This window comes from Flavobacterium tiangeerense (assembly GCF_007830355.1).
Lineage (GTDB): Bacteria > Bacteroidota > Bacteroidia > Flavobacteriales > Flavobacteriaceae > Flavobacterium > Flavobacterium tiangeerense.
This window is the reverse complement of record NZ_VLKO01000013.1, coordinates 15,299-36,643: the sequence shown is the minus strand read 5'-3', so window position 1 is coordinate 36,643 and position 21,345 is coordinate 15,299. Positions and strand designations below refer to the sequence as shown.

General features: G+C 34.2%; 21 protein-coding genes. 10 read left to right on the top strand and 11 right to left on the bottom strand.

Going from position 1 to position 21,345, the window contains the following annotated elements; genetic code table 11:
* Position 1: 1 nt before the first annotated feature.
* The gene (locus IQ05_RS14265; protein ID WP_144894066.1) at positions 2-340 is read right to left on the bottom strand and encodes a tRNA-binding protein; all 339 of its coding nucleotides are present in this window, start codon (positions 338-340) and stop codon (positions 2-4) included.
* Positions 341-482: 142 nt separating this feature from the next.
* On the opposite strand from IQ05_RS14265, the gene IQ05_RS14260 reads away from it, so the two are divergent.
* Positions 483-1,361: an alpha/beta fold hydrolase gene (locus tag IQ05_RS14260; RefSeq protein ID WP_144894064.1), complete on the top strand. Its 879-nt coding sequence runs from the start codon at positions 483-485 to the stop codon at positions 1,359-1,361.
* A gap of 81 nt (positions 1,362-1,442) precedes the next feature.
* Here IQ05_RS14260 and IQ05_RS14255 read toward each other — a convergent pair whose 3' ends face one another.
* From IQ05_RS14255 to IQ05_RS14220, 8 genes are all read right to left on the bottom strand, one after another.
* A complete protein-coding gene (locus IQ05_RS14255) occupies positions 1,443-2,375 on the bottom strand; it encodes a peptidylprolyl isomerase (protein ID WP_144894062.1) in 933 nt (310 codons plus the stop codon).
* Positions 2,376-2,611: 236 nt separating this feature from the next.
* Positions 2,612-3,658 carry a ligand-binding sensor domain-containing protein gene (locus tag IQ05_RS14250; protein ID WP_144894060.1) on the bottom strand — a complete coding sequence of 349 codons (1,047 nt, stop codon included), beginning with the start codon at positions 3,656-3,658 and terminating at the stop codon, positions 2,612-2,614.
* A gap of 104 nt (positions 3,659-3,762) precedes the next feature.
* Positions 3,763-4,386, bottom strand: coding sequence for a hypothetical protein (locus tag IQ05_RS14245; protein ID WP_144894058.1), 624 nt, complete (start codon positions 4,384-4,386; stop codon positions 3,763-3,765).
* A 165-nt stretch (positions 4,387-4,551) separates the two neighbouring features.
* Entirely contained in the window at positions 4,552-4,818 is a 267-nt protein-coding gene (locus tag IQ05_RS14240; RefSeq protein WP_144894056.1) for a hypothetical protein, read from the bottom strand.
* Between the two features lie 169 nt (positions 4,819-4,987).
* Positions 4,988-5,527: a hypothetical protein gene (locus IQ05_RS14235; RefSeq protein WP_144894054.1), complete on the bottom strand. Its 540-nt coding sequence runs from the start codon at positions 5,525-5,527 to the stop codon at positions 4,988-4,990.
* Positions 5,528-5,690: 163 nt separating this feature from the next.
* Positions 5,691-6,206: a hypothetical protein gene (locus tag IQ05_RS14230; RefSeq protein WP_144894052.1), complete on the bottom strand. Its 516-nt coding sequence runs from the start codon at positions 6,204-6,206 to the stop codon at positions 5,691-5,693.
* A 173-nt stretch (positions 6,207-6,379) separates the two neighbouring features.
* A complete protein-coding gene (locus IQ05_RS14225; protein WP_144894050.1) occupies positions 6,380-7,120 on the bottom strand; it encodes a hypothetical protein in 741 nt (246 codons plus the stop codon).
* 163 nt (positions 7,121-7,283) lie between these two features.
* Positions 7,284-7,967 (bottom strand): hypothetical protein, encoded by a 684-nt coding sequence (locus IQ05_RS14220; RefSeq protein WP_208653373.1) that lies wholly within the window; start codon positions 7,965-7,967, stop codon positions 7,284-7,286.
* Between the two features lie 319 nt (positions 7,968-8,286).
* On the opposite strand from IQ05_RS14220, the gene trmD reads away from it, so the two are divergent.
* The 6 genes from trmD to IQ05_RS14190 all read left to right on the top strand — a co-directional run bounded on the left by trmD (position 8,287) and on the right by IQ05_RS14190 (position 16,048).
* A complete protein-coding gene (trmD, locus tag IQ05_RS14215) occupies positions 8,287-8,964 on the top strand; it encodes a tRNA (guanosine(37)-N1)-methyltransferase TrmD (protein WP_144894046.1) in 678 nt (225 codons plus the stop codon).
* Between the two features lie 170 nt (positions 8,965-9,134).
* Complete coding sequence (gene rplS / locus IQ05_RS14210; RefSeq protein ID WP_086453886.1) at positions 9,135-9,485, top strand: 50S ribosomal protein L19; 351 nt, start codon at positions 9,135-9,137, stop codon at positions 9,483-9,485.
* A 265-nt stretch (positions 9,486-9,750) separates the two neighbouring features.
* Positions 9,751-11,973: an NADP-dependent isocitrate dehydrogenase gene (locus IQ05_RS14205; protein WP_144894044.1), complete on the top strand. Its 2,223-nt coding sequence runs from the start codon at positions 9,751-9,753 to the stop codon at positions 11,971-11,973.
* Positions 11,974-12,119: 146 nt separating this feature from the next.
* Positions 12,120-14,501, top strand: a complete 2,382-nt coding sequence (locus IQ05_RS14200) for a TonB-dependent receptor (RefSeq protein ID WP_144894042.1) — start codon at positions 12,120-12,122, stop codon at positions 14,499-14,501.
* Between the two features lie 29 nt (positions 14,502-14,530).
* A complete protein-coding gene (locus tag IQ05_RS14195; protein WP_144894040.1) occupies positions 14,531-15,352 on the top strand; it encodes a DUF4249 domain-containing protein in 822 nt (273 codons plus the stop codon).
* A 33-nt stretch (positions 15,353-15,385) separates the two neighbouring features.
* Entirely contained in the window at positions 15,386-16,048 is a 663-nt protein-coding gene (locus tag IQ05_RS14190; protein WP_086453882.1) for a thiamine diphosphokinase, read from the top strand.
* Here the strand turns inward: IQ05_RS14190 and IQ05_RS14185 are convergent.
* On the bottom strand, positions 16,045-16,929 hold the full coding sequence (locus IQ05_RS14185) for an alpha/beta fold hydrolase (protein ID WP_144894038.1): 885 nt from the start codon (positions 16,927-16,929) through the stop codon (positions 16,045-16,047). The two genes, IQ05_RS14190 and IQ05_RS14185, sit on opposite strands and share 4 nt — an antisense overlap.
* A 141-nt stretch (positions 16,930-17,070) precedes the next feature.
* On the opposite strand from IQ05_RS14185, the gene rlmF reads away from it, so the two are divergent.
* Positions 17,071-18,015: a 23S rRNA (adenine(1618)-N(6))-methyltransferase RlmF gene (gene rlmF, locus IQ05_RS14180; protein WP_144894036.1), complete on the top strand. Its 945-nt coding sequence runs from the start codon at positions 17,071-17,073 to the stop codon at positions 18,013-18,015.
* A gap of 60 nt (positions 18,016-18,075) precedes the next feature.
* Positions 18,076-20,067: an excinuclease ABC subunit UvrB gene (gene uvrB / locus IQ05_RS14175; protein ID WP_144894034.1), complete on the top strand. Its 1,992-nt coding sequence runs from the start codon at positions 18,076-18,078 to the stop codon at positions 20,065-20,067.
* On the opposite strand, the gene IQ05_RS14170 is transcribed toward uvrB, so the two are convergent.
* Positions 20,064-20,465 carry an excinuclease ABC subunit B gene (locus tag IQ05_RS14170; RefSeq protein ID WP_144894032.1) on the bottom strand — a complete coding sequence of 134 codons (402 nt, stop codon included), beginning with the start codon at positions 20,463-20,465 and terminating at the stop codon, positions 20,064-20,066. The two genes, uvrB and IQ05_RS14170, sit on opposite strands and share 4 nt — an antisense overlap.
* A gap of 56 nt (positions 20,466-20,521) precedes the next feature.
* Here IQ05_RS14170 and IQ05_RS14165 point away from each other — a divergent pair, with 56 nt between their 5' ends.
* Positions 20,522-21,343: an alpha/beta hydrolase gene (locus IQ05_RS14165; RefSeq protein ID WP_144894030.1), complete on the top strand. Its 822-nt coding sequence runs from the start codon at positions 20,522-20,524 to the stop codon at positions 21,341-21,343.
* The last annotated feature ends 2 nt before the right edge of the window (positions 21,344-21,345 follow it).

Below are 21,345 nucleotides of genomic sequence, written 5' to 3'. Positions count from 1 at the left end.
ATTAACCTATTCGCAATCCATTTTCAACCTTAAAATCTGGAGATAATAACACAATATCTCCCTCCGTTCCCACCGATCCTAATACTAAGCATTCGCTGAAAAACTTCCCGATTTGTTTTTTTGGAAAATTGACAACAGCAACAATTTGTCGGTGTAATAGATCTTCTTTTTGATATAGCTTAGTTATTTGTGCAGATGATTTTTTAATTCCTATTTCAGTCCCAAAATCCATGATCAATTGATAGGCTGGTTTTCGGGCTTCGGGAAAATCATGAACTTCTAAAATGGTACCCACACGCATTTCTACTCTTTCAAATTCGCTCCAGTTAAGGTCTTCCATAATTATTAATCTATTAAAATACTGAATAACAAACCTATAAAATTTACAACTATTTAAACTAATTCTGTAAAACTTTTTTTGTAAAACAGTTCTAGTTTTACAAAAGACGAATACTAAATTCATCTTTTAAATAGTAACTATTATGGAAATGAGTCAAATGAACAACAACGAAGCCAGAAAAAAAGAAACAATTGGCATTGACCAATACATACAAACAGCGCCAAATGTACAATTGTACGTGAAAGATTATGGAGAAGGAAAACCCGTAATTCTAATTCATGGCTGGCCATTATCCAATGAAATGTGGGAATACCAAATGGAGGCTTTGATTAAAAACAACTTTAGAGTAATTGCATATGACCGTCGTGGTTTTGGTAAATCCTCACAGCCTTGGGATGGTTATGATTATGATACTTTGGCTGACGATTTGAAAGCTATTATTGAGTATTTGAATCTGGAAGACGCAGCTCTTGTAGGTTTTTCAATGGGTGGTGGCGAGGTAGTGCGCTATTTTAGCCGTCACGGCGGAAAAGGAGTTTCAAAAGCAATCCTTATTGCATCTATAACCCCATTTCAATTGCAAACTGATTCAAATCCCAATGGTGTACCACAAGAAAAATACGATGCTATGGCAAGCCAGATTAAGGAAGATCGCATTAGCTTTCTAGATAATTTTGGAAAAACATTTTTTGGTGTAAGCTTTATCAGTAAACCCATAAGTTCTGCTTTGCTGCACTACTATCGCATGCTATGTTCTTTTGCTTCGCCACAGGCAACTTTGGCATGTGCCAAATCATTTTCGTCAACAGATTTCCGAAACGAGATGAAAACCGTGACAGTACCAACCCTTATCATTCACGGAGATGAAGACAAAACCGTTCCCATAGAAATAACTTCAGAAATTGCCGCTAAACTTATCCCTGACAACACCTTTCTTATTTATGAAGGAGCACCTCATGGATTGTTTTATATAGAAAAAGACAAGCTAAATGCTGATTTAATTCAGTTTTTAAATACGTAAATTTTCTTTGTTATACCTAAAAAAATCCCATTAGCCGCTAAGGCCAATGGGATAAATGAAGTATGCTAGTTAAGCTAACGCTTATTTTACATCCATTAATTCTACATCAAAAATAAGAGTTGCATTTGGTGGAATTACTCCTCCAGCTCCTCTTGGCCCGTATCCTAAATCAGATGGAATTACAAAACGAGCTTTGTCACCTACTTTTAAAAGTGCAATACCTTCGTCCCATCCTTCGATTACTTGACCTTGACCCAATTTAAATTCGATTGGTTTTTTTCTTGGGTATGATGAATCAAAAACTTTTCCGTTTTCTAGTGAACCTTCATAGTGTACCGAAACTGTTTTACCGCTTTCTGCTTTTTTACCTTCACCTCTTTGAATGAATTGGTAACGCAATCCACTTTCTGTTTTTTCAAATCCAGCTGCTAATTTTTCCATAGCTGCTTCAGCTTCTGCTTTTAAGGCAGCGTCACGCTTGTTTCTAGCACCTTTGAAAGTGATAAAAGCCTCAATTGCGTTCCAGTTTTTAGCCTCTTCACCTTCTCTTATGATTTCTAAAGATTCTAATACATCCCCTTGAGCCACAGCATCAACAATGTCTTGACCTTCAACAACGTGTCCAAAAACAGTGTGCTTGTTGTCCAACCAATCTGTAGGAACGTGTGTGATGTAAAACTGAGAACCATTTGTACCTGGACCTGAATTAGCCATTGCCAAAACTCCTGGACGGTTATGTCTTAAACTTGGGTGAAATTCATCATCAAATTTGTACCCTGGATCTCCTGTTCCTGTTCCTTGTGGACAACCACCTTGAATCATAAAATCAGGAATTACCCTATGAAATTTCAAACCATCATAAAACTTCACTCCTTGTGGTTTTACTTTGTTTTCAAGGTTTCCTTCGGCTAAAGCTACAAAGTTACCTACAGTTCCTGGTGTTAAATCGTGTGTAAGTTTTACTAAAATAGCACCTTTTGTGGTGTTGAATTTAGCATATATTCCGTTTTCCATTGTTGTTTAATTTTTATTGAATCGCAAATTTACGAAAATAATTTTAAAAAGGGAATTTGGCGATTCGTTGATTTACAAACGAAACGTAATGAAAGAATAGCTTTGATTGCATATGAATTTAAATACAAAAAAATTGAGGGAGGAATAATATAATGAGGGAAGATAATCTCTAATATCGAAGTCACATCTTCACTCCCACTCTAATGTATTTATCTCTTAATCAATTGTTACTTAAATTATTTCGTTTTATTGAAACTCTTCATTGTTTTACCATCATAGCGAAAAACGCTTTCAAAGGTAGCTAACCAAATATTCCCATCTCTTGATGCACTGAGTCCAAAAATCATTGGTAAATTGGGAATTGTGACTCCTTTAAAATATTCAGTACGTACAACATTTGAACGTAATTGAGAAAGATCCCACTTGGGTGTCATTCCATTTTTTGCAGAGCCTATCCATATAGCACCGTTTTCATCTTCGACTATGCTAGACACGATAGTTTTAGAAAAATTACTAAAAGCATTGTTCTGGCAACGCCATAAACCTTGGGGACCGCCAAGCCATATAGATCCGTTTGAGTCTTTCATAAGGACACGAACGTTATAAAAAGGTTTCTGGTCATGAGTCATGACAGTTGTTTTTTCTTGATTGTATTGGTACGTTTTGTCCCCTGTTGCAATCCATAAAACACCTTTATCATCTTTCAAAATGGAATTGACCGTATGCTTAAAAGATTGCCTTTTTGCAAATATTTTTCCAGTTTTGTCTTCATGAATTCCATTTTCGTTTATAATAAAATTTTTAAAAGAGCTTCCATCAAAGAAACTAAACCCACCTGAAACGCCAAACCAAAAAGTACCGTTGTTATCCTCATAAATACTACTTACTTCATTGTTAAGAAGTCCTTGATCAGTTGTAAAGTTTTCGAAAGATTTTCCGTCATACCGATACACTCCAGACGCATCTGCACCAACGGTACCAAACCACAAATTACCTTTTGAATCTTCTAAAATAGAATAAAAACGTGATGTCGTTAAGGATTTAGTCATGTTAGTAAAAAACGTTCCGTCATATTTATAAACACCACGAAAAGATGCCATCCACATCATCCCTTTTTTATCCTGAATGATATTTCTAGTAATTCCTACAGGTCCGTGTGTGGTGGTAGCTTTAAGATCACTGGGATTGACTTTTGTTATTTTCCCTTGTAATTGATGTTGTGTACACGAAACATGACTAACAAATAGCAGGAATAAAACGACAATTTTTATAGACTTTATCATGTTGTTTTTTTTGTTTACTAAAAAATAAAAATACCTCAAATACAAAACTAATTTCAGATTAAGCTAAGTGCCAAATGTACTGTATTGGGTAATCGCTAATACTTTTAACTTATCCATGTTCTCCGTTTGTTTATTATTTTCCACTGACCGTTAATTTTAATCAGAAATATTGATAAACCAACGCCGCATAATCTGCCACAATAATAATTTAGCTCTAAATAAGCTTTCTCATTGTCAGAAGAAAAAATTGGTATTGTCATTTCATAAAATTTATAAGGTTTACCTATTTTACTTTTATTTATTTCTTTATCAATAGTTGTTAAATTAATTTTTTCGACAACTTCTTTTTCAATTTTAAGTTTTGGAGGATTTATATTTTGTTGAAGTAAATACAATGAATCATTAGAATTAAAAAACAATTCATTCTCTATTTTATAATGTAATAAAGTTTCTAATGAGATGACATTAAAAAATGATGGAGGTGGAGGTGGAATTGGATTGTTATTATTTCTTTTTTCAGGAATATAAATATCAAGTTTAATTAAATCTTCGCAAAACATTTTGGCCTCTTTTTCATTTTTTAAAACGTTTAAACTGTCTTCTAAAATTACCGTTTTAAGAATTTCACTAACGTCTTTAATTTTTAAAGAATCAAAATTGGTTTCACTATTATTCTTACATGATGTAAAAAACAAAGTAACCAGAAAAATTAACAATACCTTTTTCATTATTTAAACTTATCATTTGTTTACAATTTCCAGCAAAATATGTACTCCCACCTTAAAACACGGATTTTCAATCCACGCTTAGATTTAAGAAATAAAATTTTACATAACCGAGCAATAGGTTTCTTTTTATTTCTATTTTGAATGAAACAATTTTGAGACTAAATTTTAATTGAAAGCCAATGAGGCAAGCATAAATATTCCTAAAAGAACAAGAAATTTTATAAATCTATTTTTTAAGAAAGGAAAAATTCTTCTCCAAAACTCTGTCATTGGCGGAAACAAAAGCAATCCAACTAGTGAGTAGCAAAAAATTACGTGCCAAATTTGATCTCCATCTAAAACCATAAATGATGCAGTTAGAAATAATAAGGAGAAAATCCATTTAATAATTATCAAAAAAACTGATTCTTTTGTTTTGCTTACTTCTTCCATTGTATTTTTATGAATTGTTACGATTATGGACTAACGGATAATCATTTAGTATTACTGTAAATTTAAATAAAGGTACATTTTCAGATTTGCAAGTCATACCAAATAAAAAATATATTTTTCCATTTCACCTATTGCCCAAATCCGTTGTAATAACCTTTATCTAATGGCTCTACAATTTCATTGTTATAAAGTATTCTGCTATTCTCAATATGACAAAACAAATAAAAGCAATTACTAATTTGATTATAAATTTAAATCTTGGTTGCTGAGATGTACTAAAATTGATTAAACTCTTGATGCTTTGAATAACTTTATCTTTATTCAACCATAGAATTATTAAAATTAATAATTGGTATAGAATCGCTGCTTTTAGAGCTCCATTATGCACTTGGAAATATATGTCCTGTAAAATCACATTTACAAGTATGGTAGATATGAACAAACAACCAATAATTCTGGTTCTTTTTATCAAAATCAATGTTCCTCCAATTATTTCAAAAAATCCTAAAGTTATTGCATATGCTTTTGAGTAACCATAAAAAGCCCGCATCAATTCCATTCCAGTCATTTCTGAAACAGTTTTATCAATTTCAGCAGCTCCATCAAATTGAACTATTTTAGCCCCACCATAAACAAACATGGCAAATACTACAATCCAACTGATTGCATTTTCAAAAATTTCTATTTTATCATTTCTGTCGAATTTCATTCTTCTTTTTTTCTTTTAGATTGTTACCTGCGTTAGGCTGCTTTGAGATGTGCGAATTAAGGTAGCCTAGACTTTCGGATAAATATTGACTTTAAAAATACAAAACCATTTTCCCATTTAGTCTGATTCCTAAACTGCTAGTAGCTTGTTTGCTCGTGGTGTTTTAAATTTTATTTTCTAACAAGTCCTTAGCCAAACTTGCAATTTTAAGTTTTCGGTTTCTAATTACATAGTTTAAATCAGATGTGTTGTCTATCATTAATTGTCTATTATAATAATTAATGTGTTCAAGAATCCCAAAAACGTTTACTATGATTGCCCACAACATCAAATTCTCTGTTTTTACTTCCCAATTGGAAAAATAAAGCTGGATAATAAATACTAACGGGATTAAACCTATCATAAATAGGTTGTTTTTTTTTGATTTTCTAAAAAACAATAGATTCTTGTTTTGATCAAATGCCTTTCCTGTAAGCCTATGCAGTTTTAGCTTCCAGTAATGTTGCCCTTGAAACAATATGAAAATACACAGCACTAAGCCATATAAAATAAACAGTATATCAACAAATGAATTAGTAAAAAGCAAATAAATCCCAATTAACGGGAAAGTAATAAATGCGTGCAACCCTTCCATAGGATAATACCACTTCAACCGTTTTATTAAATCTTTTTTTGTCATTTTTCTGTTTTTATTTATTGTCAGTTTGAACACTTGTAGCTAGTGTTTTGGGATTACAGCAAGTTTGGCGTTAAATTAAGCTCGTTATTCGGGTTTGCAAAATCTGTCCAATAAAAAACCAACTTCAAATTAAGCCTAAAACCCAAATCTAGCCAAATGGCTGTTATGCTTAGTTATTTTTTATCACTAAATATATCATTTGCAAAGCTTTCCAAATTATCAAACTTACTTTTTGGATTTAACTTTGAATTTTTTTTGTACGGCCAAATTCTTAATGTTTTAGCGTTTTCGTTGAATTTTATATCTCTATCATTTTCTTTAGCGGATTCAAGCCAACTAACTCTAAAAGCTAAGCTGTCTAATTGTGTCGTAATTACATAATTCCTATTTAATTGATTTGAGTTTTCTCTTAAATGAAACATTATTTGAGTTTGTTGCCAAAAAATTTTATGATTATTATCTACAAATGAAACATCAACTTTCACATTTTTAGGAAGATTTTTATACTTATAGATAAATTCGAATTGTTCATTTGGCACTATTTTTCTATAATTACTGCCCGCATTTATAACAATTGCAGTTTTAAAGCACCATAGAGATATAATAAACCTTTCAATTTTGGAAAGCCTCAAGATAGAAGAGTTGTCATAATTCAGATTACTAAATAATGGTATGAAGTCTGTTTCAAGTTTAGACATCCAACCGTTGTTACAATTATTACAGACTTTTCCAAAAACTAAGCTATCACCAGTATGTTTTCTTTTACTTAGCTCAATAAGTAAACTTGAACGATGTGTTCCTTCATAATTCCAATTTACATTTCCAATTATTTTTTTTTGTAACCAAATTGGAATTATATGCTCTTTAGATTTTGGTTTTAGTTCTTTACAAAAAACACATTCTATTATTGACATTGTTTTTGGGTATAATTGCGTATAACGGTTCGCGTGCAGAACTTGTTGCGGCTTGGCGAACGAGTTTTCTCCAATATGGAGAAACGAAAATAAAAAAAACTTACAACTTACAACTTACCGAAAACCAAGCAATGAGTTTTGCACACTGTTAGCAGTAGTATTTTTATGATTTTACATCTGTAAATCGGTAATAGTAAAAATATAAAGTTTCCAATCTGGATTTTAGAATTCGAGTATATTCTTTGTAAAAATTAAATTCGAAGTCTAATCTTTCTTTTATTTTCCTTTGAAAAATATTTAACTCATTTGCTTTATATTTTTCCCAGATTTCCTGGGATTTTATTAAATCATCATAATCTTTGTGTTTCAGTATTTGTTCAAGCTTGTGAAAGTATTTGGAATTTAAACTATCATACATAACGCAAGTAGATTTCTGTACATTCAATGATGTTTCTAGATCGACTTTATTAACTGGAAACTTTCGTTGAAAATATCCTATTTTAAAAGTGTCAATTGCAAATTCTGATTCTATCTTCTTTAAAGATGGATTCATTTCATGACTTTCTGTACTATTTATTAAATCATTTATTTCTTTCTTACGATCTGGCGTATCAAAATCTTCAATTTTATATTTGCTATAAATTAAATCTGAAGTAATTGGTGGATTAGATTTCTTGTCTGAACATTGGATTAGCAAAATGCAAAATCCAATTCCGCACATAAGATTTTTTAGTTTCTCGATTTTCGTCATATCTAATGTAACGTTTATTAATATTACTGCTAACTTGCATATAGTTCCGACAATACCAAACCTATTAAACCACAATTGAGTGGCTTTGTCTGACAAAAGCCATGCTGTATTTATATCCAAATATATAAATAATTAGTTACAAAGCAGTAAACACACTTTGCAAAAAAGAATAATTTTCGAACTTTTATAAACGGAAACTATCCTGAAATACGCACGCCCTAGCCCAGATAGCAGTGAAAATCCTTATGAGCCAGTCCCGAAACCTCGGGATGGCGTATAAGATTGTAACGTATAGCTGGATCAAGCTCCTAAAGAAAAGTTTAATGGTTGAAATAGGTATTTGATTATTAGAAAACCTTAGCATCTTTGTATCTTTGCTGCCGAATCCTCGGGATTATAACTTATAAAAGAAATTATGCGCATTGATATTGTTACCGTTTTGCCTGAGTTGTTGAGAAGCCCGTTTGAAGCTTCGATTATGAAACGTGCTATTGACAAAGGATTGGTGGAAGTTCATTTTCATAACCTGCGCGATTACACCACAAACAGACAAAAAAGTGTTGACGATTATCCATATGGAGGCGGCGCTGGAATGGTGATGACCGTGCAACCTATTGATGCGTGCATTACGCACTTAAAAAGCGAACGTAACTACGACGAAGTGATTTACATGTCGCCCGATGGAGAAACGCTCAACCAAAAAATGGCTAACACGATGTCCTTGTATGAAAACATTATTATTTTGTGTGGGCACTACAAAGGCGTAGACCAGCGTGTGCGCGATCATTTTATTACCAAAGAAATTTCTATTGGCGACTATGTTTTATCTGGTGGTGAACTTGGTGCTCTCGTATTATCGGATGCTTTAATTCGGTTGATTCCTGGTGTGTTGAGTGATGAAACTTCGGCTTTGACTGATAGTTTTCAAGACGGGTTGTTGTCCGGACCTATTTACACGCGACCTGCAGACTACAAAGGATGGAAAGTTCCTGAGGTTTTAACGAGTGGGAATTTTGCCAAAATTGACCAATGGCGCGAGGATATGGCCTATGAACATACTAAAAATAGAAGACCAGATTTGCTGGAGGATTAAAAATTAGTTTAGAGTTTCATGTTTTAAGTTGTGATTCAAGAACTTCGAAACTTTAAACAAGAAAAACTTTAAACTTTAAACATTTTTCTTTACTTTTGCACCCACATTAAGTTAACCTCTGGCGAGATCCGTGAATGTTGACCTAAATTAAACCATAATAAAATACAATCATGGCAGATTTAATGAAATTCGTTCAAGACGAGTTTGTAACAAGAAAAGATTTCCCAGTTTTTGCAGCTGGAGATACTATCACTGTTTTCTATGAAATTAGAGAGGGTGAAAAAACAAGAACTCAGTTCTTTAAAGGAGTTGTAATTCAAAGAAGAGGTTCAGCTAATACTGAAACTTTTACAATTCGTAAAATGTCTGGTGCAATTGGAGTAGAGCGTATTTTCCCAGTGAACTTACCTGCATTACAAAAAATTGAGATCAACAAAAAAGGTGCAGTTCGTAGAGCTAGAATTTTCTACTTCAGAGAACTTACTGGTAAAAAAGCTAAGATTAAAGACAAAAGAAGATAGTCAAATATCTCTTTATAATAAAAGTCCCAACTATGTTGGGACTTTTTTTTGCTTATAACTTCCTTATAAATTTAGAATTTAATAGGATTGTAACCTGAAATATAACAATTTGAGAATAGTGCGTTAGTAATCCTGAAATTCGAGTTTTTCTATCTCAAATCGTCCCTCAATTACATCTGATTTTCATATATTTGTGCGTCTTATTTCAGGGAAAAATTCCTTGAATAAGCTACATTTAACGTGATTCGATTATAAAAATAAAAAAATGACACAGAAATCAAAAATTTTTTACACGCTTACTGATGAAGCGCCATTACTGGCCACTTATTCATTTTTACCTATTGTACAAGCATTTACAAAAACTTCTGATATTGAAATTGAAACTAGAGACATTTCATTAGCGGGTAGAATCTTATCTAACTTTCCGGAGTTTTTGACTGAAGATCAAAAAACAGCTGATTCCTTACTTGAACTTGGAGTATTAGCAACTACTCCTGAAGCCAATATTATAAAATTACCAAACGTATCTGCATCTGTTCCGCAATTGAAAGCAGCTATTGCTGAACTACAATCTCATGGATACAATTTACCAAACTTTCCTGAAGAGCCACAAAACGATGCAGAGACTGCTATCAAAGCAAAATACTCAAAAATATTAGGATCTGCTGTAAATCCTGTATTGCGTGAAGGAAATTCAGATAGAAGAGCACCAAAAGCGGTTAAGAATTATGCTAAAGCCAACCCACATTCAATGGGAGCTTGGACTGCAGACTCTAAAACATACGTTGCCTCTATGGAAAGTGGCGATTTTTACGGTAGTGAAAAGTCAGTTACCTTGACTGAAGCTACAGATGTAAAAATTGAATTAGTAGCCAAAGACGGAACAACAACTGTTTTAAAAGCAAGCACTCCACTAAAAGCTGGAGAGATTATTGACAGCGCTGTATTGAACTTACATGCTCTAAAAACATTTGTAGCTAAAACTATTGCCGAAGCAAAACAATTAAACGTTTTACTTTCGGTTCACTTGAAAGCTACGATGATGAAAGTTTCGGATCCCATCATTTTTGGCGCTATAGTAGAAGTATATTTTGCATCAGTATTCGAAAAATACGCTACTTTATTTCAAGAGTTAAACATTGACACCCGCAATGGTTTGGGTGATGTGTACGCAAAAATAGCGGGCAACCCAATGCAAGCCGAAGTTGAAGCATCTTTGGATGAGGCAATTGCAAACGGACCAGCCTTAGCAATGGTAAATTCTGATAAAGGAATTACGAATTTACACGTCCCTTCGGATGTGATTGTAGATGCATCCATGCCAGCAATGATTCGTACTTCGGGTCAGATGTACAACAAAGAAGGCAAGCAACAAGATACTGTTGCCATGATACCAGACCGCAGTTATGCAGGTGTGTACACAGCAACTATTGATTTTTGTAAAAAACACGGCGCTTTTGACCCTACAACAATGGGAAGTGTACCAAACGTAGGTTTGATGGCACAAAAAGCCGAAGAATATGGATCTCATGACAAGACTTTCCAAATTGCAACGGATGGTGTAGTTCGAGTGGTAGATACCAATGGTACTGTTTTAATGGAACAAGCTGTTGAAGCAAATGATATTTTTAGAATGTGTCAAGCCAAAGACGCTCCTATTCAAGACTGGGTAAAACTAGCTGTAAACAGAGCTCGTTTGTCTAATACTCCAGCGATTTTTTGGCTAGATAACAACAGAGCACATGATAGAGAATTAATTGTAAAAGTAAAACGCTATTTACAAGATTTTGACACTACTGGTTTAGACATTCAGATTTTAAACCCTATCGAGGCTACTAACTTTACCTTAGAGCGCATCATTAAAGGACAGGATACAATCTCTGTAACTGGAAATGTATTACGTGATTACTTAACTGATTTATTCCCAATTTTAGAAGTAGGAACATCAGCAAAAATGCTTTCTATCGTTCCTTTGATGAATGGTGGTGGTTTGTTTGAAACTGGTGCAGGTGGATCAGCTCCTAAACACGTTGAGCAATTTACAGAAGAAGGATACTTGCGTTGGGACTCTCTTGGAGAATTCCTAGCACTTGGGGCTTCATTAGAGCATTTAGGACAAACATTGCACAACAATAAAGCAATTGTACTTGCTGAAACGCTAGATGTTGCTACTGAAAAATTCTTAGCAAATGACAAATCGCCTGCACGTAAAATAGGTGGAATTGACAATCGTGGATCACAGTTTTACTTGGCTATGTATTGGGCAGAAGCTCTTGCAGCACAAGATAAAGAACCGTCTTTAAAAGCGATTTTTACTCCTATTGCAACTGAGTTGTTAGCCAATGAAGCAAGCATTAATACTGAACTTATTGCTGCTCAAGGCCAACCTCAACATATTAATGGACATTATCAACCTAATCCAGAGTTGACAAGCAAAGCCATGCGTCCTAGTGCAACATTCAATGCCATTTTAGCAAAAATTGCATAAGTAGAATAACAATAGTGACACAAAAAAAGAAGACAACTGTAAAAAGTTGTCTTTTTTTTATCTTAGCAATACCTTAACATGTGTTCTATGCCAATTACCAAACTATTTGAGGTAATTTGTGCTTTCATTCTGATAAAAACAAAACAATGAATTCAAAAAAATACATTCTGTACTTTATAGTTGTACTATCGTCATTTTGCTCTTTTGCTCAGGAAAAATTCACCCTTAGCGGAACGATAATCGATGCAAGCAGTAACGAGTCTTTAATAGGCGTTAATGTTGTTTTACATAGTTTAAAAACTGGTGTTACTACTAATGAGTATGGATTTTTTTCAATCACAGTTCCTAAAGGAAGTTACACCGTACAGGTAAGTTACTTGGGTTTTCAAACGCTTGAAGAATCTATTGATCTGAACCAAAATACGATTCGAAATTTCAAACTAGTGGGAAATGAAACCATTTTAAAGGAAGTAATTATCACCGATAATAAAACCAAAATTGACATCAAAAAACCAGAGATGAGCGTGAATAAACTCTCCATTTCTGCCATTAAAAAAATGCCGGTTGTACTGGGAGAAGTTGATGTTTTAAAGTCTATTTTATTATTACCTGGTGTAACGAATGCTGGTGAAGGTGCATCTGGATTTAATGTGAGAGGTGGTGGAGCTGATCAAAACTTAATTTTATTAGATGAAGCAACGATTTTCAATTCGTCACACGTTTTTGGATTTTTCTCTGTTTTTAATCCTGATGCTATCAAAGATTTAAAGTTGTATAAAGGTGGAATTCCAGCGCGATATGGCGGAAGAGCTTCATCTGTTCTGGATATTTATCAAAAAGATGGTAATAGTAAAGAATTTCATGTAAACGGTGGAATTGGGTTAATATCCAGTAGAATTTTGGCCGAAGGACCACTAGTAAAAGACAAAGGATCTTTCTTAATAGGCGGTCGCAGCTCTTATGCGCATTTGTTCTTGAAACTTTCTGAAGAGCAAAAAGACAACTCTGCTTATTTTTATGATTTAAATACAAAACTGAGCTATAAATTAAACCCGAATAACAATTTATACTTATCGGGGTATTTTGGTCGAGATGTTTTCAGTCTTAACGAAAGTTTTACCAATATTTATGGGAATGCTACTTTAAACCTAAGATGGAATCACTTATTTTCAGAAAAATTATTTTCAAATTTATCACTAATCTACAATGACTATTACTATGGTTTGGATTTGGATTTTGTAGGTTTCAAATGGGATTCAGGAATCAAGAACTACAATGTTAAATACGACTTTAAAAATTACATTTCGAATAAGTTCAAATTGAATTATGGAGTGAATGCCATTTACTATGAATTCAATCCCGGCACCATTCGACCAAGCAATGAAAATTCTGGAATTAACTTTGACCAGCTAGATAAAAAATATGCTTTTGAACCAGCGCTTTACTTAAATGCAGATCATGAAATATCCAATAAAATAGCTCTTTCATACGGACTTCGTTACAGTATGTTTTATAGATTAGGGCAATCTACAGTAAATATTTATGAGAACAACAATCCAGTCCTTTTTGATACTGAGTTGCAAATTTATGAAAAAGCTACACCCATAAGTTCTCAATTTTATGGTAAAAACAAGGTCATTAAGAACTATAATTACCTTGAACCACGCTTGTCAATTGCGTACCAAATTAATGAAGAACAATCTGTAAAAGCCAGTTACAACAGGATGGTACAGTATTTACAATTAATCTCAAACACCTCATCTCCTACTCCACTAGACGTGTGGACACCGAGTGACAATTTTATAAAACCTCAAATTGCAGATCAAGTTGCATTGGGCTATTTTAAAAATTTTAAAGATGATATGTATTCTCTTGAGGTTGAAACCTATTACAAAGAGGTTCAAAACCGATTGGACTATATTGATGGTGCCGATTTAATTGCGAATAAAGCTATTGAGCAAATTATTTTAAATGGACAATTAAGATCCTACGGTTTGGAAATTATGTTGCGTAAAAATGAAGGCAAACTAAACGGGTGGATTTCGTATACACTATCAAAATCCGAGCAACAAACACCGGGAAGAACTCCGCTAGAAACAGGGATAAACAATGGTCAGTGGTACAACTCTGTATATGACAAGTTACATAATATTGCTGTTACCTCCTCGTATAATTTAAATGACAAATGGTCTTTTGGCGCTAACTTTGCACTTCAAACAGGGCAGCCAGTAACTTATCCTACGGGGCAATACGAGTATTTAGGCATAGTTGTTCCTAGCTATGGATTGCGCAATGAAAATAGATTACCAGCCTACCACCACTTAGATCTAGCAGCGACCTTAACACCTACAAAAAATAAAAATAGACAATGGAAAGGCGAATGGGTTTTTAGTATTTACAATGTATACAACCGTCGTAATGCTGCGTCAATCAATTTTAGACAAAACGCAGACACAGGCAATAATGAAGCCGTAAGAACCTCTATTTTTGGGATGGTTCCAGCAGTGAGTTACAACTTTAAATTTTAGTACTTAAAATATTTTTAAAATTTCAGATGATGAAAAAAATAATCCTTCTCTTTATCCTAATTAGCACTTGCATTACCACTAGTTGTGAGGATGTAATAAATGTTGACTTGAATAATGCTGCGCCAAAACTAGTGATTGAAGCGGCAATAAACTGGAAAAAAGGAACAAGTGGTACAGTACAAACCATTAAACTATCAACAACTACTGGTTTTTATGACACTAAAATTCCAAAAGTATCTGGAGCTACTGTGACTATAAAAAATAGTGCCAACACAATTTTTGTTTTTACTGAAACAGGAACACCTGGAGAATATGTTTGCACCAATTTCAATCCAGTTCTTAATGAGACATACACGCTAAATATCATTAACAAAGGTGCCACTTACACTGCCACAGAAACATTAAAACCTGTTGCTACTATTACCAAAATTGTTCAAAATGACAAAGGTGGCTTTACCGGAAACAATAAAGAAATAAAAACTTTTTACCAAGATCCAGCAGGAACTGCCAATTATTACCTCTACAAATACAGCTATTCTAATCAAGTAAAAGCAGATTATTATGTGGATCAAGATGAGTTTTTCAATGGCAATGAATTTTTTAGTATTTCTCAAAACGACGAACTTAAGAAAGGTGATCTAATAGAGGTAACACATATCGGAATTTCAAAAGCCTATTACAATTATATGAGTGTTCTAGTAAGCATTGCTGGTAACAATGGCGGTGGGCCATTTCAAGCGCCGCCAGCAACTGTCAGAGGAAATATCATCAACTCGACCACACCAGAAAACTATCCACTTGGGTATTTTTCATTAAGCGAGACAGAGGTAAGAAATTATACAGTCGAATAAGTATATTTGTACTCCAAACCAAAATCAGTAAACATGTCATCACATCATATCGTTCGGGACGATCAAGAGCCTGCCTTAATAATTGCAAATGGCGCATCCTGTAATCCTGAACTTCTAGGTCAATTGCTAGAGTGGTCACCGCTAGTAATTGTACTAGATTCGGCTATGGTACGAGTTATGGAACTAGATATAAAAGTAGATGTACTCTTGGGTGATTTTGACCGTGGTTTTGATCCTGAAATCTATAAAACTTCTCAATATCCGCTTGAAATTGTTCACACACCGGACCAAAACAAAACAGATCTTGAGAAAGCTTTTGATTATTTAATCAATAGAAAAATACCTGCTGTAAATGTGGTTTGGGCAACAGGAAAAAGAGCCGACCATACGATTACGAACCTAACCAACATCCCAAAATACAGAAATCTATTGAAAATTGTGATTCTAGACGATCACTCTAAAGTCTTTTTGTTGCCTAGAAAATTCGAAAAATGGTATACTGCACAAACTCCTATTTCATTAATCCCAATTGGACAAGTAACAGGAATACAGTCTGATAATTTATTTTATCCGCTTCAAAACGATACCTTAACTATAGGATATCGAACTGGCAGTAGTAATCACGTGGCTCAAGACGGCTTAGTTACCATACTCCATGAAGAAGGTGATTTACTCCTGATGGAATGTCTGGATTAATTTTTAGTTTCTTCGTCTAAAAGAACGTTTTTAACAATATCGTAATGACTCCATGGAATAAAATGATTGACTTCGGGAATGGTTTTTACAGTCAATTTTTTAGCGTTTACAAACTTCTCTTTCATGTAATCCACATTGCTGTAAGGTACTAGAACATCCTTAGTGCCATGTACAATTGTCACTTCGCAATCAATTTTATAAAGTTGGTTTTCTAAGGTTACCAAGTCTTTTTTCAACCACCACAATTCATCGTTTGAGGGTCTCAACGCTCCTGGAATTAAGTATCGCAACGGAATTGTTTTAATTACCGTGCGCCATTTTTCTGGCTTTTCTGCTTTTGGATCAAGAGATCCCGCTAAAACTACCATCCTGTGATACCACTCAGGATGATCCACTGCAAGTTGTGCAACAAGCGGACCGCCTAATGAATGCCCTACCAACGTAACTGGCTTTTTAAAATTTTGAGATTTGATAAATGTGGATATAAACTGTGATTGTGTTGCTAAATTTTGAGCATCGCCAAAATCACTGTACCCAAATCCAGGACGATCAATAGCAATCATTCGGTATTTTTTTAGCAAGTCTGGATCTACTAAATACTCTTTGAAAGCATTCCAACTTCCTGGCGAACCATGAACAAAAAACAATACCGGGTTTAAATCTGATCCAGTGGCTACATAATGCAACTTAAAACCACCGCTTTGAAAGGTCGTGTCTTGATACATCGTATGAGATTTTGAAAAAAATGAAGTCGTTTCTTTAGGAGTAAACCGCATAGTCATACAAGCTTGACACAAAAACAAGTAAAGTACTATTCCTAAAATTACTATATAACGCTTCTTGAAAACGAATCGAACTACTATAAAATTCATTTTTTTCATAAAAGTAGCCGTTTTTAAGCTTCAAAAAAAGTCTCAATTAAATTTTATGATTTCTTTTCCAGCTGTTTAATCACATTAACTTTACATTAGCAAACTACTTATGGTTATCTTTGCACCCAAAATAAGAACGAACGATTTAAAATGAGTACTGAAAAAACAAATTTACACCCAAGGAATCTGGACAGGACAGGGTATGATTTTAAAGAATTAATTACTACATATCCATCCCTAAGTGAATTTGTTAAAACCAATGAGCACGGAACTGAAACCATCGATTTCAGCGATCCTGAAGCGGTAAAAGCTTTGAATAAAGCGCTTTTGATGCAGCACTTTGACATTCAAAATTGGGATATTCCTAACAATTATTTGTGCCCACCTATTCCTGGTAGAGCTGATTATATTCATTATTTAGCAGATTTATTGGCCTCTAGCAACAACGGGGTCATTCCTGAGGGCGAAACTGTTCAAGGGTTAGATATTGGTGTGGGTGCCAATTGCATCTATCCGCTTATTGGTTGTTCTGTTTACGGCTGGAGTTTTGTCGGAACTGATATTGATACAAAAGCAATTCAAAATTGTAGTGCTATCATTGAAAACAACCCGAAACTCATTGATTTAATTAGCTTGCAACAACAAACGGAATCACGTTTTATATTTAAAAATATTATAACGCCTGAGGATAAATTCACCTTTACAATTTGCAATCCTCCTTTTCACGCGTCACAAGATGAGGCCACTAAAAGCACCTTAAGAAAAATAAACAATTTACAATCTAATAGCGGTACAAGTAAAACTACAAAGCCTGTTTTAAACTTTGGAGGTCACAATGCCGAATTATTTTGCGAAGGCGGAGAACTAGGGTTTGTCACCCAAATGATTTACGAAAGTGCAAAATATCCTATGCAGTGTCTTTGGTTCACGACTTTAGTGTCCAAAAAAGAAAATCTTTCCAGTTTATATAAAACACTAAACAAAGTAAGCGCCGTCGAAATCAAAACAATTGATATGGCTCAAGGCCAAAAAACAAGCCGTATTTTAGCATGGACTTTCTTGAGTTCAGCACAACAAAAAGCGTGGAAGTTTTAAGTTTTTAAAAACATATTTTCTTGAATTGAGTCGTATCTTTGTATGAAGTAATTCCAAGACATGAATTTTCAAGTAGTATCCGATTACCAGCCCAAAGGTGACCAACCTCAAGCTATTGCAAAATTAGCGCAAGGCATTGTTGATGGAGATCAATTCCAAACGCTTTTAGGAGTTACCGGTTCTGGTAAAACGTTTACCGTGGCCAATGTTATTCAAGAAGTGCAACGGCCTACGCTAGTTTTAGCACACAACAAAACATTAGCGGCTCAGTTGTACTCGGAATTCAAACAATTTTTCCCGAATAACGCCGTAGAATATTTTGTTTCTTACTACGATTATTATCAGCCTGAAGCGTTTATGCCTGTTACTGGCGTTTTCATTGAAAAGGACTTATCCATCAACGAAGAGCTGGAAAAAATGCGAATGTCAACCACTGCTTCGTTGCTTTCTGGACGCCGAGATATTTTGGTTGTAGCATCTGTTTCGTGTTTGTACGGTATTGGAAATCCAATTGAATTTCAAAAAAACCTAATCCCAATAGAGAAAGGACAAGTTATTTCTCGGACCAAATTATTACACCAACTCGTTCAAAGTTTGTATTCTAGAACCGAAGCTGATTTTAATCCCGGGAGTTTCAGGATAAAAGGTGATACCGTTGATGTGTATCCGAGCTACGCTGATGAAGCCTATAGAATTCATTTCTTTGGGGACGAAATTGAAGAAATAGAAAGCTTTGATACGAAAAACTCACAAGTCCTTGAAAAATTTGATCGGCTAACGATTTATCCTGCTAATATGTTTGTGACTTCGCCGGATGTATTGCAAAATGCCATTTGGGAAATTCAACAAGACTTGGTAAAACAAGTTGATTATTTTAAAGAAATAGGTAAACATCTTGAAGCTAAAAGACTGGAAGAACGAACCAATTTCGATTTAGAAATGATTCGGGAATTAGGATATTGTTCCGGTATCGAAAATTACTCTCGTTACTTAGATGGGCGTTTGCCAGGTACAAGACCTTTTTGCTTGCTAGACTATTTCCCTAAGGATTACTTGATGGTCGTGGATGAAAGCCATGTAACACTCTCACAAGTAAGCGCTATGTATGGTGGTGATCGCAGCCGTAAAGAGAACTTGGTTGAATACGGATTTAGACTTCCTGCGGCAATGGACAACCGTCCTTTGAAATTTGAGGAATTCGAAGCCATGCAAAATCAAGTTATTTACGTTTCAGCAACACCTGCTGATTATGAGTTACAAAAAACAGATGGCGTTGTGGTAGAACAAGTGATTCGTCCAACGGGATTATTGGATCCTATTATTGAAATAAGACCTAGCTTGAACCAAATTGATGATTTAATCGAAGAAATTCAAGTTCGAGCCGAAATTGACGAGCGCGTTATAGTCACTACTTTGACCAAAAGAATGGCCGAAGAATTGGCTAAATATTTAACCAAAGTTCATATTCGTTGTCGTTATATCCATTCAGAAGTAGATACTTTGGAACGAATTGAAATCATGCAAGACCTTAGAAAAGGAATTTTCGATGTTTTAATAGGTGTCAACTTACTTCGTGAAGGATTAGATTTACCCGAAGTTTCTCTTGTAGCAATCTTAGATGCTGACAAAGAAGGTTTTTTAAGAAGTCATCGATCGCTTACACAAACAATTGGTCGTGCAGCAAGAAACCTTAATGGAAAAGCGATTATGTATGCCGATAAAATTACGGCCAGCATGCAAAAAACCATCGACGAAACGTCATACAGAAGAACCAAACAAATCAATTACAATACCCAACATAACGAGGTTCCAATGGCGTTGAACAAAAAAATAGAAAGCGCCTTTACTAAAAATCCTCTTGTAGATTATGAATTAGGTGCTACTTTAAACACTGCAGCAGAGCCAGAAAATCTTTATTTGTCAAAACCTGAACTGGAAAAACTTATTCGAGAGAAAAGAAAATCCATGGAAAAAGCGGCAAAAGAATTAGACTTTATGCAAGCCGCAAAACTTAGAGATGAGATTAAAGCCTTGCAAGGTCAATTGACCTAGTTGTGCTGCTCCTGAAAAATGTTCAATAAAACCGCTCCATCAATTATAGCATTTGGCGATTCACTCATTAATTTTAAAATACGTTTCGTTGCAATAGGATTCAACCCCATATCAATAGCTATTTGCTTTATGGCAATAGTTTCTTTTTCATGTATCACACCATCACAATACATTAACAAAGCCAATCTATAAAATTGTTGAATTCTCAGAAACTCAGTTTTAATGGGCAATTGAGGAACTTCTTGATGAAATAAATCATTAAAAACATCTTTTTCAATTCCTAAAGCTTGTGCTACTATTGCCAGAAATTCATATTCCCGTTTGTGTAATTTTCCATCAACGGTTGAAAAACCAATCATCTCTAAAAGTAAACTCCTCTTTTCTTCGAACGTATGCATCAAATTATTATTTTTAGCTAAAATATTGTTTTTAATTTAAAACACAAAAACTAACAATGATTAGATTTTCTCTGCTATTGCTGCTACTCTTATTTACAACAACAAAAATCAATGCGCAACAAGCTCTAAAGAATTTACATAATACTGCTAAAAAGGAGGTTCGTAGTTTTACTATTGATGCTCCTCAATTGAATAGCACTAAGAAAACATGGGTTTATTTGCCTAAAAATTATGTGACTTCAAAAAAGAAATTTTCTGTCCTATACATGCATGATGCTCAAAATCTATTTGATGCAAAAACTTCTTTCGCAGGAGAGTGGAATGTAGACGAAAAATTAGACAGTTTAAATGCACCTGTCATAGTAATTGGTATTGAACATGGTAATGAAAAACGACTCGAAGAATTAACCCCTTTTAAAAATGATACATACGGCGGTGGCCAAGCGAATGCTTATTTAGAATTCATTGTTAAAACATTAAAACCGTTTGTAGACAAAAACTATAAAACGAAGACCGATAAAAATCATACGTTAATTATGGGTAGTTCTTTAGGCGGATTGAATTCCTTTTATGCTGTTTTAAAATACCCCGAGGTATTTGGAAAGGCGGGCGTTTTTTCGCCTTCTTTTTGGTTTACCAAAGATATTTACAATACGATGGAACAGGCTAAAAAGACGAAGACTAAAATTTATTTCCTATGTGGCGACAACGAAAGTGCAGATATGGTTTCTGACTTGAACAAAATGGAATACCTACTGAATTCCAATAGATGCTATTGTTTGAATTTGAATGAAAAAAAAATAGTAAAAGGCGGACAACACAATGAAAAACTTTGGCGTGACGGTTTTGTGGATGCTCTTTTATGGCTCGGATATTAATC

Bases quoted from the DNA above. Each gene is read 5' to 3' on its own strand.
- IQ05_RS14265 (WP_144894066.1), bottom strand. From the start codon at position 340: ATGGAAGACCTTAACTGGAGCGAATTTGAAAGAGTAGAAATGCGTGTG.
- IQ05_RS14260 (WP_144894064.1), top strand. From the start codon at position 483: ATGGAAATGAGTCAAATGAACAACAACGAAGCCAGAAAAAAAGAAACA.
- IQ05_RS14255 (WP_144894062.1), bottom strand. From the start codon at position 2,375: ATGGAAAACGGAATATATGCTAAATTCAACACCACAAAAGGTGCTATT.
- IQ05_RS14250 (WP_144894060.1), bottom strand. From the start codon at position 3,658: ATGATAAAGTCTATAAAAATTGTCGTTTTATTCCTGCTATTTGTTAGT.
- IQ05_RS14245 (WP_144894058.1), bottom strand. From the start codon at position 4,386: ATGAAAAAGGTATTGTTAATTTTTCTGGTTACTTTGTTTTTTACATCA.
- IQ05_RS14240 (WP_144894056.1), bottom strand. From the start codon at position 4,818: ATGGAAGAAGTAAGCAAAACAAAAGAATCAGTTTTTTTGATAATTATT.
- IQ05_RS14235 (WP_144894054.1), bottom strand. From the start codon at position 5,527: ATGAAATTCGACAGAAATGATAAAATAGAAATTTTTGAAAATGCAATC.
- IQ05_RS14230 (WP_144894052.1), bottom strand. From the start codon at position 6,206: ATGACAAAAAAAGATTTAATAAAACGGTTGAAGTGGTATTATCCTATG.
- IQ05_RS14225 (WP_144894050.1), bottom strand. From the start codon at position 7,120: ATGTCAATAATAGAATGTGTTTTTTGTAAAGAACTAAAACCAAAATCT.
- trmD (WP_144894046.1), top strand. From the start codon at position 8,287: ATGCGCATTGATATTGTTACCGTTTTGCCTGAGTTGTTGAGAAGCCCG.
- rplS (WP_086453886.1), top strand. From the start codon at position 9,135: ATGGCAGATTTAATGAAATTCGTTCAAGACGAGTTTGTAACAAGAAAA.
- IQ05_RS14205 (WP_144894044.1), top strand. From the start codon at position 9,751: ATGACACAGAAATCAAAAATTTTTTACACGCTTACTGATGAAGCGCCA.
- IQ05_RS14200 (WP_144894042.1), top strand. From the start codon at position 12,120: ATGAATTCAAAAAAATACATTCTGTACTTTATAGTTGTACTATCGTCA.
- IQ05_RS14195 (WP_144894040.1), top strand. From the start codon at position 14,531: ATGAAAAAAATAATCCTTCTCTTTATCCTAATTAGCACTTGCATTACC.
- IQ05_RS14190 (WP_086453882.1), top strand. From the start codon at position 15,386: ATGTCATCACATCATATCGTTCGGGACGATCAAGAGCCTGCCTTAATA.
- IQ05_RS14185 (WP_144894038.1), bottom strand. From the start codon at position 16,929: ATGAAAAAAATGAATTTTATAGTAGTTCGATTCGTTTTCAAGAAGCGT.
- rlmF (WP_144894036.1), top strand. From the start codon at position 17,071: ATGAGTACTGAAAAAACAAATTTACACCCAAGGAATCTGGACAGGACA.
- uvrB (WP_144894034.1), top strand. From the start codon at position 18,076: ATGAATTTTCAAGTAGTATCCGATTACCAGCCCAAAGGTGACCAACCT.
- IQ05_RS14170 (WP_144894032.1), bottom strand. From the start codon at position 20,465: ATGCATACGTTCGAAGAAAAGAGGAGTTTACTTTTAGAGATGATTGGT.
- IQ05_RS14165 (WP_144894030.1), top strand. From the start codon at position 20,522: ATGATTAGATTTTCTCTGCTATTGCTGCTACTCTTATTTACAACAACA.